This window comes from Algoriphagus persicinus (assembly GCF_035156415.1).
GTDB classification, from domain to species: domain Bacteria; phylum Bacteroidota; class Bacteroidia; order Cytophagales; family Cyclobacteriaceae; genus Algoriphagus; species Algoriphagus persicinus.
Genome location: NZ_JAYEEY010000033.1, coordinates 1 through 12982 on the forward strand (window position 1 = coordinate 1; position 12982 = coordinate 12982).

Sequence of the window (12982 nt, forward strand, 5' to 3'; positions counted from 1 at the left end):
TTTAAAGACTACATTTAAGTCTTGTTTTTCCACACCTCAAAGTACATATTTTGAGTAAAACAAGAAAGGCTAGCCGAGTAATCGACTAGCCTTTTAAACTATCTACTTTTGAGACAGCCACGTCTGCAATTGTTTGTTGGCTTAAAGATCAGAATATTCAGCTGGGTAAAGTAATCTTGTGTCGTTCCTAGAGACCGTATTTTGATACTCCGGTAGGTCCTTCATGGCTGCCCAAGCAGGATCTGCTCCAAATTGCTTCCAATGCTGGTTTCTAATTTCCATATTTTCATGGGTAGTCAGATACATCAAGTTCGGCATATTTGCGCCGGCGATAGTCTCTCCATAGAATATTGGACTACAATTTAGCCTGCTGAAAATGTCCATTTCACCAGAGTTAAACATCTTCACTTTTTGCTTGTAAAGTCTCTCTGTCGGCCCTTCATAGCTTCTCAATTCATAAATCCTGTCTTTCTTTGGGCTAGTAAGTGCTGACTCAGCATACTTTGGATGTCCTATCATTGCCTGCAAAATAGAAGTTTCAATTCGCTTATAGGGAGGCTTATCAAATGCCGCATTGATGTAAGCACTTCCGGCTGCCTGATACGCTTGGTCTTTTGCCAATTTCCCATCCAAAGCTAAATATTCTTTCATGGACTTAAATGGAACAAATAAATACACGGCTTTGCCCGCATCTGGCTGGGAAGCTACAGGTTTGAAAACGCCCACTTTGGCTATTCCATGCCTATGTGCAGCTGGGATAAATGCATTTGCGAGATAATCATCGAGCATAGCTTCTTGCGCTGCATTCTCAATGTGATAAGTCCTCAATTCGTAGAAATCTCTTTTTTGTGCCATCAAGCTTGAACTCATCAGCAGGCAAATCGCAAAAAGCGAAAAGGATAATTTTTTTAATAGTCTCATTTTATAGGTTTTAGGTTATGAATTGGTAATTGGTTTGCAATCTAAGTTTAACTTTATATTCATGTGTCCTGCTCAATAAATCCTAAGAGAATTTTAAGCTTGATCAGGAACTTGAACTTTAAAGGGGAAAAGCCAATTCCCGTAGGCTTTTTTATTGATTGGTTTTAGCTCTTTTCATCGTATTGCTGCCAATAGATGCCCCCCGGACAGCTCCATTTCCTTTGAAAATCTCAAATCTAGAGGGCTGATACTGTCTTGGCCAGTAATTACTCCATTCATCTATATCGGCAGTTTCTCTTTTGGGATCAAGGATAAGTTGAGTGACTTCCTTCTTTTTCACAAATACTTTAGTCACCTCTGTTTCATTTTTTCGCCAGATTTCTACTGAGATGTAGTATATCTCAAAAGTACAATCAGCATACTGGGGGTCAAGTATAAACTCTAATTATATATTCAGGTTTTTTACTCATTCTCATTTTTCTACCAAAATTTCGCTTCCAACATCAGCATCAGTGCGACACCAAAAACCATGGATGCGACCACCAGAGTCCATTCTTTCCGACTCACACCTGCTATCCCTACTAATATAGATGTGGCAAGTAGAAATATTCCTACGACGACGAGTTGACCTAATTCTAATCCAAGATTGAATGCAAGTAGAGGCTGCCAAATACTTGCTTCTTTTCCCAACAGGCTTCGGAGATAAATTGAAAATCCCAGCCCGTGAATTAACCCGAAGAACAATGCGAACAGGTAATTAATGGAAAGTCCTTTGCCAGAGGCCGGTTTTGGTCGGAGAATTGTAATAAAGGCAGTAATCGCTATCGTCACAGGAATCAGAAACTCGATCAAAGCGGAATTCACCTGGATCACTTTAAACGTGGCCAGTGCTAAGGTCAAGGAATGGCCAATCGTGAAGGCAGTCACTAAAATAACAACTTTGCGCCAATCTCTAGGAATAAAGACCGCGCACAAGGCTAATACGAAAAGAATGTGATCATAGCCATGGATATCAAGGATATGCTCAAGGCCAAGACGAAAATACAATTGAAATGAACTCATAGAAACGGTTAAATACCTCTAAAGAAGTAAATTGCGCAATTATACAGCATAATTAGCAGAAAAGACAGACCACAGAATACCAAATGCACCAGTTTTACTTATACATGTTCAGCGTGGGATGGCTGGTATTTGCACATCCATTCCACATCAGTTTGACGGAGATTAAATGGAATAAAGAGACTGAACATGTGGAAATTTCACAGAAGATTTTCTGGGATGATCTGGAGATTGCTTTGAGTGGATATCACGAGAAGTCAATTGATTTTTTGAACCCCGCCAATAAGGAATTGCTCAACGAGCAAGTTGAGACTTACCTGCTTTCCCAAAATCAGTTGTGGGTTGATGGTATAGCTGTGAAATTAAAATTCATAGGCTACGAAATCGAAGAAGATGCCGCTTGGTTCTACCTCGAATCGGAAAAAGTGAGTGAGGCCACTTCCATTAAAGTCAAAAACAGTTTATTTCTCGAATATTTTCCAGATCAAAAAAATGTAGTCCAAGTTTATTTTGGGACCAATTCTCCTAAAAGTATCATACTAGGAAAGGGTAGGGATACGGGAGTTTTGAATAATAATAATAACAAACCGGACATCTAAATCAGGAAAATTAACCAATAATTCTACCTTCTAAACTGAATAGCCCGGGGAAACTCGGCTATTTTTTTGAGCACTAAAAAGAATAGCTTTTTAAACCAACGACTGATTTAGCCTCAGAAGAGCGCAAAGTTTGTCAGTTAAACTGTTACTACCAACTTTCCACCTAAAACACAAAAAAGGAGAAACTCTTTACTTATTTTTAATTACCCACGCAACCAATTGATACCTCCTCTTGTATGGGCTAAAGCAAGCTTGGGAATGTGAAATCTGAAATACTGGACAAAAAAAACTGGCAAGGCCTGATAGGTAAAAACCGAAAAGATCAGGAAGTACTGTATAGACTCTATTACAGTTATGGGATGAGTATATGCCTCAGGTATAACGCTAACCGTGAGGGGGCAAAGGAAATCCTGCATGATGGATTCATGGTGCTTTTCACAGATCCCAAAAAGTTTAACCCTGAGCTGCCATTTAAGCCCTGGTTTAGAAAAGTATTGGTGAATCTATGTATCAATTATTATAAAAAACACCAGAGACAAGGCCATGAAACAGGTTTTGAATTTATTCCCGAATCAAAAAACTCACAGCCAAGCGCTTTGGATGACATGCAGTACGATGAGTTGGCCCAGTTGATCCAAAGATTACCAACAGCCTATCGTACCGTATTCAATCTCTACATTCTGGATGGGTATAATCACGAAGAAATAGCGAAGATGCTTGGTATTAGTATAGGAACCTCCAAATCCAATCTCTCCCGAGCAAGAGAAAAATTAAGAGAACTATTAAACCCCAGAACCCATGCGGAAGAAATCCTACGATAGGAGTGATAAGGAGCTGGATGATATGTTGAGGAAAATATCCGAATCGGCGCAGATTCCCTTCTCTGAGGAAGATTGGGGGGAAATGCGTGCACGTCTCGACCAAGCCTCCACTCCTCCTCCTGCCTGGGTTGGAAGAAAAGGTTTGGGCTGGGCTGGAGTCATACTGATGACTGTATTGATTTCAATGGTAAGCTGGAATTATCTTAGGGAAAATCAGGATGCAGATCAACATACATCTACCAATGAAATACATACCCAGCTGTCCGGATTGAATTCTGGAGAATCAGAATTTGAGAAAAACCAAGCCAAGGATCATTCAGCACTGCCATCGATAAGCCCTATCAAATCCGATGTTAATGCCCTCTTGTCTGGGGCACCTACAGCGATTTCGCCTGTGAATTCTCATACACAGATTTCTTCCCAAAAACAGATTTCGGAAGGTATAATGAAAGAACAAACGACACAGAGTCAGAAACTATGGGTACTTGAATCTATGTCTGGTCTTTCGATTATTTCTGAAAGTAAGAACAGGCAAAACAGTTCTCTACTTTGGCAGGTCAATCAAGTTCCTTTCTCGGAAGTGGGAGTTTCCCTCCCCCAAAAAATTGAGATCCAAACGAGAAAGACCAGAGAAACTATTACCAATCTTGAAGTAGTAAAGGAGAAAGGTAAAAGTCGATTTGCAGGAGAATTCAACCTTTCTATCCAGGCTGCTCCAGATCTGAGCGGGATCAAATTGAACCAATTCGGAAAGGCCGGACAAGCGATCGGAATAGGTGCAGAGTATTTTCTAAGACCTCGACTGAGTATTGCCAGTGGTGTCTATTATTCCTTCAAACCCTACAGTTCAGATGAGGGGTATAAACTGAGCTATAGTAAGCAACCTGACAGAGTGATAGGGGAATGTGACATACTGGATATTCCTTTCAATTTGAGGTTTTATCCTATTGAGGGCAAGCTTCAACGGGTTTTTGCCAGTGCGGGTCTTTCTTCCTATTTGATGCTCAAGGAACATTATAAACTGGAGTACCTGAATATCGGTACAGGCTATCCTTATTCTAAAGAATTAGAAGTGACTGGAGCCAACAACCATTTCTTTGGGGTGCTCAATTTCAGTGTGGGATATGAAAGAAAATTAGGAAATAAATTAAGTGTTCAAGTGGAACCGTACTTCAAAGTGCCGATCACCGGTGTGGGCGAAGGAGATATTTCCTTGAAAAGCACCGGCTTATTTGTAGGACTTAAATTTTACCCAAACCAACTCAAAAAGTAATAATCAGAAATATTCCTTTATCAAGCGGCACTCCCTTTTCAGAGAGTGGTAGAAATCTATTTGTCTAAAACAAACCAAAACTAATTAACCATGAAAACGCAAATCTCAATTCAGAAACACTACCTGGCTATTTTGGCCAGTATCACGGCCTTTCTCCTTATTTCCATTTCCTGCTCTTCCGAATCGGAGGACCGATTGCCTCCTCCTAGCTCAGTCAGGTGTGAGGACAGTAATGCGTCACTTTCGGCAGATATAGTGCCTATCCTTCAGCAAAACTGTGCAGTATCCGGCTGCCATGTGGACGGCACAGGTAGGGCAGATTTTACTGTTAAGGATAACATACTACAGTTTTCCTCCCAAATTAGGGCAAATACGCAGTCTGGAATAATGCCCCCAGCCAGTTCGGGTAGATCCCTCAGTAGCGAGCAAAAAGAACTCATCTATTGCTGGGTAACTGCCGGAGCAAAAGACAACTAAGACATGAAATCGAGCATGACTCAAGCGATACACAAGAGGATGAATATTAGACCCCTTAGGTGTTTTCTTGAATTCCGCAGGCGTTGAGCAAATAAATCTAAATTATAATCATGTGAAAAGATTAGTCTTTTTCCCCTTGATGCTTGCCCTGGCCGTTCAGGTTCATTGTCAATCGTTGCGCTCCACATCTGGCTATGTCCGATTTTTTAGCAGCGCATTGATAGAAGATATCACTGCAGAAAACGAAAAAGCGACAGCCATTTTTGACCCAACAAGCGGTGAGGCGGTTTTTCTTATTCCCATCAATGGGTTTGAGTTTAGAAAGTCTTTGATGAAAGTACATTTCAATGAAAACTACCTGGAATCTGATAAATTCCCGGAAGCTTATTTTCATGGGAAAATATCTGGGTACAGTCCGGGGATTTCTCAATCCAACGCAGTTGCCGAAGGAGAGCTAACTATCCATGGAGTAACCCAGCCAGTCAAAATCAGAGGAGCGATTCGCGACCAGGGCGGAAAAATCGAGATACAAGCAGTCTTTCAAGTTGTATTGGAGGATTACCATATTGAAATCCCCCGGCTAATGTTTCAGAATATAGCTGAGGAGGTAGAGGTCAGCATAAAATTTGAATTTAAACGGCAGAAATAATGGATTTGAACAAGCACTTTCTTACCTGGTTTATTTTTCTTATTACATTTTCTGCCCAAAGTCAGGACATGCTTGAGCAATTGAGAGCGCAATCTGAGCAGGAATCGGGAACAGTTTTGGGTACTTTCAAAGGAACACGGATAATCAACGGTCAATCCATAGAAACCAGAGGAAAGGGAAACCTGGATGTGATCATCTCCCACCGTTTTGGCAGGTTAAACTCCGGAGGATATAACTTGTTTGGGCTGGATGATTCTAATGTAAGGCTGGGATTGGATTACTCCTTATCGGATCGGATCACTTTGGGATTTGGTAGAAATTCCCTAAACAAAGTATATGACGGATTTTTGAAAGGTCGGATCTTTAAGCAAAAAACTGTAGGAATGCCACTCTCTGCCACTTGGGTTAGTGATATTTCTGTCTATGGTCTGAAGAGACCCGAGCTATCCATGACTTTGCAGCGGAGGCTCAGATATGTGCATCAAGTTATAGTGGCCCGTAAGTTCAGCCCTTTATTTTCCCTGCAACTTATGCCCACCTTAGTCCACAGAAATCTTGTTGCCACAGAAAATGAACCTAATAATCTAGTAGCAATGGGAATTGCTAGCAGATTGGCACTATCCAAAAGAGTAAGTTTAACGGGTGAATATTATTATAGATTTGGAAAGAATTTACCTGGACATAATTCGCTTGGGATAGGGGTGGATATAGAAACAGGAGGACATGTATTTCAACTTCATTTTACCAATTCCAATGAAATGACTCCTGCTGGGTTTATTTCTTCCACTCAGGGAAATTTCTTTGATAGCGACATACATTTCGGGTTTAATGTGGCAAGGTCATTTCAGCTTGGAAGCAAGTAGATTTAATCTTCACCGGAACCTGTCTTCGACAATACTACACAGCTCTGCATGTGGTCTGAGGATTTATTCCAAACTTACATTTAGTCAAAATCATATTTTTGCCTAAATAGTCGCTTAGAATTACCCAAGTTTTATCTTTTTGTGCACTAGCCACACTCCATCTACCCGTTTCATCAGCATAACATCAGACATGAGCAGTTTTTGAGTAAGATTCATTTCTGACGAGAATTGTAGAATATTCTGAAACTGAGATTTTTTAATGTCCTTAAAAGCAATAGTCACATGCGGATGAAAATTCCGATCACTGAGCTCATCCACGAGGTTCAACTCCCTTTTGCAAAAAGTTTTCAGCTCTTGTTGAAAACCATACAACTCCTGCCCTGCTTCTACCTCAAGATAGATGACACGCTCTCCAAAGGTTTTCACCCCTTTTATTGTCAGAATCATAGACGGATACTTACTAATAAAGCCTCCGAGCCTCTCTATCAGTTTATCTTCCTTGGCTTCATTATAGCTAAATGGCATTTTCACGGTAATATGGGCGGGTGACTTGAGCGCGTATTTAGCTTGGTAGCGGTTCCTGATTTCCAACTTTAGCTTAGTCACCTGCTCCTGAAACTCACCTTCAGGCACTAGTGCCAAAAAATATTTCTGAATTACTTTCATGTGTTTATAATTTGATTTTTATGAGCCACATGGAATCTCACATGGTAGATAATCATCCCAGTGTGTGACGCTAGAGTCATGCTCGATTTCATCAGGCTAAATTACCTCGAAAAGAAATTCCTCTTGTAAAAACAAAAAAACTATTCGTTAAACTGGATCAAAGCTTTAAATTAAGGGGAATAAACCCCATACAGCTATGAAGTATTTTTATAAGGCCATGATAGGTCTTGATCTCACCGAGATGGATGATATCCTGATCAAAAAAACGATAGTGTACCTAAGCTTTCTAGGCATAGATAAATGCTACTTTGTGCATGTCTCCAAAAATTTGGCAGTGCCTGATGCAATCCTTAAAAATCATCCTGAATTGTTAGCTCCAGGGGATGAATCTATTGAAGCACTAATTAAAGCTAAGCTGGATGAGTTTGATTTTCCTGAAAATATGGACATTGAGGTTTTCGCAGAAGAAGGTGCACATCCACTAGAGACCCTTCTTAGATGGTCCAAAATCAAGGATGTTGATCTTATCATTATGGGTAGGAAAGAGAAACTAGAAGGGGCAGGATCTCTTGCCAAAGGAGTGGCTAAAAAAGCCCCTTGTTCAGTGTTACTTTTGCAAGAAAGAAGGTCTCCAGGATTACCTAAAAAAATTATGATCCCTTCAGATTTCTCTGATCATACAGATTTGATCTATGATTTTGGCGAGCGAATCTCTGAAGAATTAGGTGCAGAACTCATTCCGGTCCATTTGTACGAAGTGCCTCATGGATACTCCAAGACAGGAAAGACGTTTGAGGAATTTGCTAAAATAATGAAGGAAAATGCGAAGGAGGACTTTAAGCGATTTATCCAAAAGTTCAATCATAAGGAATTGCAGTGCCAATTTGTATTAAATAATGGAGAAGGGCAAGGCAAAGCATTGCTCGAAGAGGCTGAAAAACTCGATGCAGACATGATTTTGCTCGGATCAAGAGGCAAAACAAAATCAGCGGCAATACTACTAGGAAGTGTAGCAGAGAAACTCGTCGTGGTGAATAACATTCTGCCTATGCTGATCTTCAAGAAAAAAGGTGAGACTATGGGCTTCTTTGAAGCCTTATTCAAAGTCTAAGTGGGCTTACGTAGAAAAAAGCAAACCTGATCACCTTTGCCCTCAAGATTGTATTGGAGGGCTTTTTTTTCAAAGTTGGCTAGGTCATCCTTGGAAAAAATGTCCACTGCCGATTTCTGATGAAGAGAGAAACCTCTTTCGTATAATTCTGTACCCCAGAATTGAAATGCAGTAGAGTCAAATAGCAGGTCATAAAACTCAAAGCCAATAGCTCTAGAAAGCATCTTAAACCCAGAAACTGACGGAATAATCAAATGCCGTGGCGCATCTAGTTGAACCCAAAACTCCCGCTTCTCCTTCCATATGGCAGCATCGGTAACTGGCGTTCTAATCAATAGCTTGCCCCCAGGATTGAGTTTATCATAACAAGCCTGAAGAGTTTCCATTGGACTTTCCATGTGTTCAAAGGCATGATGCATCATGATCAGATCAAAGGACGTTTCACTCTCTTCTATTCGTTTTTTCCAGAGGTGAAGATTAGTGTTAATTGCAAGATTTTTCTCCATAAACGGATCAAATCCATGCAAATCAGTATAGCCAGAAGCAAACAATTCATATAGCAATTGGCCATTTCCACAGCCTACGTCAGCAATTTTTGAATGATACTTCGGAGCCAATTTCTTAAGCCAATAACCATATTCGTTTGGCTGAAAAAACTGAGCCTTTGTAGCAAGAAATAAGTTCATGCGAATCTTCTTAAACACCTTGCTGGCAAAGCTAGACTGCACTAAGGGTAAAAACGAATAATATCCAGCACGTGAATAATAATCACCGAGATTTTGTGGAACCTTATCTAATTGGACTGACCTGCAATCCTCACATTTTGAATAGGCAAAGGATCCTCCCATCCCGAACATGCGCTCACTTGCCTCAAAAGAGTTAAAACTTAAACTCCCACAAAATTTACAGGCATTAAGCAGATCACTGGGCATTTCCACGAATAAAAATATGCTCGTGCATGGTTTTCATTGTAATTCTCAAGTCAAATACGAATGCCAAACTATTCCTATTAAAACTATTCAACATCTGGCTTTTTTATTTCCATCAAAGCGAATCAGTACCGTTAAATAAGAAATGTGATTCATTTCGACGTCAATATTAAGAAAAGAATCACCAAGGCTGATTACTTTTGTAAGTATTTGTTAGCAGAAACGCCTATAGGGCAACGCATGAGTTTTATTTCGAATTTATTTTCACCATCCGACAATCCCGACTCTTTGGGAGCCAAATTTAGAAATCAGAGACAAAAATATTTTGAGGATTTGTTCTTTCAGAATTTTTCGAAAAATGAACCCATTAGAGTCCTGGATGTAGGTGGAGCTTCTTACTTCTGGGACAGGAGTAGTCTCCCGTCACTTCCCAATATAGAAATCGTTCTACTCAATCTCAGTGAGCAGAAAACAACACATCCCAAGATCAAATCTTTGGTCGGAAATGCTATGGATATGCCTGAGTTTGGAGACAACAGCTTCGATTTGGTGTTTTCAAATTCAGTTATTGAGCATTTATATACTTGGGACAAGCAGCAAAAGATGGCGAATGAGATTATGCGCGTGGGCAAAAAGCATTTTATCCAAACACCCAATCGGACTTTCCCCGTGGAAGCTCATTACGCGATCCCTTTTGCTCAGTACCTTCCTCATCGTCTGCTGTACTTTATGCTGACCAAAACCAAACTGAGTAGGCTTCAAAAATGGAACCCTAAGGATGCGAAGCAATACCTGGATGAAATCCGACTGCTGGATATAAAGGAAATGCAACTGTTATTCCCTGCTTCAAGCATGTATCAGGAAAAAATCCTAGGCATGACCAAATCCATCTGCGCACATAATCTGGCTTAATCGGCAAATTGTAGTCTAACCAAATTGGCATAAAACCCATCCTCTCTGTCTAGAAGATCAAGGTGATTGCCTTGTTCTACAATTTCCCCATCGCTGAGGACATATATTCTATCCACCTTGCGGATAGTAGCCAACCGGTGCGCAATAATAATGGTAGTTCTTCCTTTCATCAGCTCATCCAATGCCTCTTGCACCAAGGATTCTGATTCCGCATCCAAAGAAGATGTAGCTTCATCCAAGATCAAAATTGAGGGGTCTTTCAGAATAGCACGGGCGATCGCCACACGCTGTCGTTGACCACCAGAAAGCTTTACTCCTCGCTCACCTACCAAGGTATCCAGCCCTTCCGGGAATTGAGAAATAAACTGCCAGGCGTTAGCTTTTTTCGAAGCCAAAATAATTTCCTCTTCAGTGGCTCCTGGTTTTGCATATTCGATATTCTCTCGAATAGACCCTCCAAACAGCAGCACTTCCTGAGGGACCATTCCTACATGAGAACGGAGGTTTTGAAGATCCCATTCGCTCAACGGACGATCATCTACTTGAATCGATCCTTGTTGTACGTCATAGAATCGCATCAGCAATTGAATAATCGTAGATTTTCCAGCTCCTGAGTGACCGGCCAACGCGACTTTCTCACCCGGATCCACATGAAAAGTTAGGTCTTTGAGCACTTCCATTTCAGGACGAGTCGGGTAATGAAAGCTGACATGGTCAAAAGCAATTTTTCCCTGAAAATTAGTAGTCTTAGTGCCTGTGGCGGACTCAGGCTCTTCGTCCAATATTTCTAAAACCCGCTCAGAAGAACCTATAGCTTTCTGAACTTGACCATAAATATCTCCCAGTCCAGCTATCGAACCACCGATAAATGTGGTGTATAACACAAAAGAGACCAACTCACCTACACTCATTTCGCCAGAGCTCACCAGACTCGCTCCGTACCACATCACAGCTACTATCCCTCCAAACAAGGCGAAGATGATAAATGAAATAAAAGCGCCTCTGTACCTGGCTGCCCGCAAAGCTACTCCCACTACTCTATTCAAACCACTACCGTATCGAGCAGACTCGAAAGCTTCTCCGACAAATGATTTGACTGTACTGATCGATTGCAATGTCTCCTCCACAATCACATTGGCAGCCGCAAGTTCATCCTGCGTACTTTTAGAAAGTTTTCGGATGAATTTCCCAAAGACCATTGCTATCACCACCAATACAGGAAAAGTAGCAAGCATGAACAAGGTCAATTTTGGGGTGTTGACCATCAAGAAAATTACACCTGCTACAAGTGTAACCACCTGTCTGAATAGCTCAGCAAGCGTAACTGAGAACGTGTCTTGAAGCATACTCACATCGGACGTGATTCGGCTTATCAATTCTCCCGTTCTACGCTTATCAAAAAAAGTCATCGGCAAACGAACCATCCTAGAGTATAAGGCTAAGCGAATATCTCGCATGGATCGCTCCGAGACTAAGGCAAAAAGCCATACTCTGAAAAATGAGAAAACACTTTGCACAGCCAAAATTCCCACCAATATTAGCGCAATCGAATTAATATCACTTACTATCCAATCTGTGCCCTGAGCAGTATCGATCAGCTTGCCAGCGACGAAAGGAAATGTAAGCAGGGTAAGGGAGGAAAATACAAGGAAAACCAAGCCCAAAAAGAATGCTCCTTTATACGGCATCAAAAATTGAAAAATGCCTCCCAGTTTACTTAAATTCTGCTTATTCAACTTCCTCTTTTCACTCTCGTCCAAAGCAGTTCCTCTTTTCTTAGCCATCCGTTAATTTTGGTATTCAGGGCACAAACTTAAGGTTTTTTCGCAAGGATGTATTCAGTAAAACGGAAAGGTTTGAAGATCACCCCAGACTAATAAACCAATTTCAAAAATAATGTCTGAGCTACACTGATTCACCAAGAGTAGATAGGGAGAAAGTCTCTTAAAATAGCTACAATTCTTAGCATTCACTGTCAATTTGAAATAAGTAGAATAAAAAGTTATCAATCAGGAAACCCAAATCGAGGAATGATGCTACTTTCTGCCCAGTTGTGCATCAACCAATTCCCGCTTGAGCTTGCGCTCACGATCCAGCATATTCTTCCGATGATTATCAAATTCTTCTTGCACTTCAGCTAAGTCCTTTTGTGCCTTTTTGATTTTCCTGAAGCTACTGTAATATTGAAAGGAAAATATAGCCAGCGCTCCAGCAAGCACCGCTACCAATATCCACATCATAGAAGAATAGACTGCCTTGTGAATTCCCATTCCCAGAAAGGAGAAATTATCTTTTTCGGCAATAGCTTCCTGCTTCTCTGCTTCTGCTGTGGCCAAAATAGTATTAAGGTTTTTGACAGAATCTTTTTCGCTCACTAACAAAAGCTTGAGATCTCCTACTTCAGTTCTCATCGTACGCATGGAGTCCAGAATGTGGGATTTAAGTTGATCCAGATTGCTCTGCTTTACTACTTTGTATTCTTGGAAATTATTGGAGACACTGTAGATGTAGTCAAACTGACTATCAATTGTTCCTGACTCCAGTGAGCCTTTATCCTCACTGCCATCTTGAGCAAATGTGAAAAATGGCAGGGTCATAAAAGCAATCAAAATAAGGAACAGGTGCAATACGCTCTTCATGGGGGTGTTAATTTACAAACTAGGGTGAAGGGACTCAGTCTCCAATAAACATGCCCAGCAAGG

Annotated in this window: 15 protein-coding genes; 8 read left to right on the top strand and 7 right to left on the bottom strand. The window is 40.8% G+C overall.

The window, feature by feature from the left end; translation table 11 throughout:
- Positions 1-141: 141 nt before the first annotated feature.
- The 3 genes from U3A58_RS19270 to U3A58_RS19280 form a co-directional block, all read right to left on the bottom strand.
- Entirely contained in the window at positions 142-921 is a 780-nt protein-coding gene (locus tag U3A58_RS19270) for an NIPSNAP family protein (RefSeq protein ID WP_323826033.1), read from the bottom strand.
- Positions 922-1072: 151 nt separating this feature from the next.
- Positions 1073-1276, bottom strand: a complete 204-nt coding sequence (locus tag U3A58_RS19275) for a hypothetical protein (RefSeq protein WP_323826034.1) — start codon at positions 1274-1276, stop codon at positions 1073-1075.
- Between the two features lie 125 nt (positions 1277-1401).
- Positions 1402-1983 carry a HupE/UreJ family protein gene (locus tag U3A58_RS19280; protein ID WP_323826035.1) on the bottom strand — a complete coding sequence of 194 codons (582 nt, stop codon included), beginning with the start codon at positions 1981-1983 and terminating at the stop codon, positions 1402-1404.
- 83 nt (positions 1984-2066) lie between these two features.
- Between U3A58_RS19280 and U3A58_RS19285 the strand changes: the two genes are divergently transcribed.
- From U3A58_RS19285 to U3A58_RS19310, 6 genes are all read left to right on the top strand, one after another.
- A complete protein-coding gene (locus U3A58_RS19285) occupies positions 2067-2579 on the top strand; it encodes a DUF6702 family protein (RefSeq protein ID WP_323826036.1) in 513 nt (170 codons plus the stop codon).
- A 260-nt stretch (positions 2580-2839) separates the two neighbouring features.
- On the top strand, positions 2840-3400 hold the full coding sequence (locus U3A58_RS19290) for an RNA polymerase sigma factor (RefSeq protein ID WP_323826037.1): 561 nt from the start codon (positions 2840-2842) through the stop codon (positions 3398-3400).
- On the top strand, positions 3378-4673 hold the full coding sequence (locus U3A58_RS19295) for a hypothetical protein (RefSeq protein ID WP_323826038.1): 1296 nt from the start codon (positions 3378-3380) through the stop codon (positions 4671-4673). Before U3A58_RS19290 ends, U3A58_RS19295 begins: the two co-directional genes overlap by 23 nt.
- Before the next feature lie 90 nt (positions 4674-4763).
- Positions 4764-5150, top strand: a complete 387-nt coding sequence (locus U3A58_RS19300; protein ID WP_323826039.1) for a 2-polyprenyl-6-methoxyphenol hydroxylase — start codon at positions 4764-4766, stop codon at positions 5148-5150.
- 112 nt (positions 5151-5262) lie between these two features.
- Positions 5263-5799 carry a YceI family protein gene (locus U3A58_RS19305; RefSeq protein ID WP_323826040.1) on the top strand — a complete coding sequence of 179 codons (537 nt, stop codon included), beginning with the start codon at positions 5263-5265 and terminating at the stop codon, positions 5797-5799.
- Positions 5799-6662 (top strand): DUF5777 family beta-barrel protein, encoded by an 864-nt coding sequence (locus tag U3A58_RS19310; protein ID WP_323826041.1) that lies wholly within the window; start codon positions 5799-5801, stop codon positions 6660-6662. Before U3A58_RS19305 ends, U3A58_RS19310 begins: the two co-directional genes overlap by 1 nt.
- Positions 6663-6782: 120 nt before the next feature.
- On the opposite strand, the gene U3A58_RS19315 is transcribed toward U3A58_RS19310, so the two are convergent.
- Positions 6783-7328: a 2'-5' RNA ligase family protein gene (locus U3A58_RS19315; RefSeq protein ID WP_323826042.1), complete on the bottom strand. Its 546-nt coding sequence runs from the start codon at positions 7326-7328 to the stop codon at positions 6783-6785.
- A 196-nt stretch (positions 7329-7524) separates the two neighbouring features.
- Between U3A58_RS19315 and U3A58_RS19320 the strand changes: the two genes are divergently transcribed.
- Positions 7525-8439, top strand: coding sequence for a universal stress protein (locus U3A58_RS19320; RefSeq protein ID WP_323826043.1), 915 nt, complete (start codon positions 7525-7527; stop codon positions 8437-8439).
- Here U3A58_RS19320 and U3A58_RS19325 read toward each other — a convergent pair.
- Positions 8436-9371: a class I SAM-dependent methyltransferase gene (locus U3A58_RS19325; protein ID WP_323826044.1), complete on the bottom strand. Its 936-nt coding sequence runs from the start codon at positions 9369-9371 to the stop codon at positions 8436-8438. The two genes, U3A58_RS19320 and U3A58_RS19325, sit on opposite strands and share 4 nt — an antisense overlap.
- 144 nt (positions 9372-9515) lie before the next feature.
- Between U3A58_RS19325 and U3A58_RS19330 the strand changes: the two genes are divergently transcribed.
- Positions 9516-10280: a methyltransferase domain-containing protein gene (locus U3A58_RS19330; RefSeq protein ID WP_323826045.1), complete on the top strand. Its 765-nt coding sequence runs from the start codon at positions 9516-9518 to the stop codon at positions 10278-10280.
- Here U3A58_RS19330 and U3A58_RS19335 read toward each other — a convergent pair.
- Positions 10277-12064, bottom strand: coding sequence for an ABC transporter ATP-binding protein (locus tag U3A58_RS19335; protein ID WP_323826046.1), 1788 nt, complete (start codon positions 12062-12064; stop codon positions 10277-10279). The two genes, U3A58_RS19330 and U3A58_RS19335, sit on opposite strands and share 4 nt — an antisense overlap.
- 252 nt (positions 12065-12316) lie before the next feature.
- Entirely contained in the window at positions 12317-12919 is a 603-nt protein-coding gene (locus U3A58_RS19340; RefSeq protein ID WP_323826047.1) for a hypothetical protein, read from the bottom strand.
- Between the last annotated feature and the right edge of the window lie 63 nt (positions 12920-12982).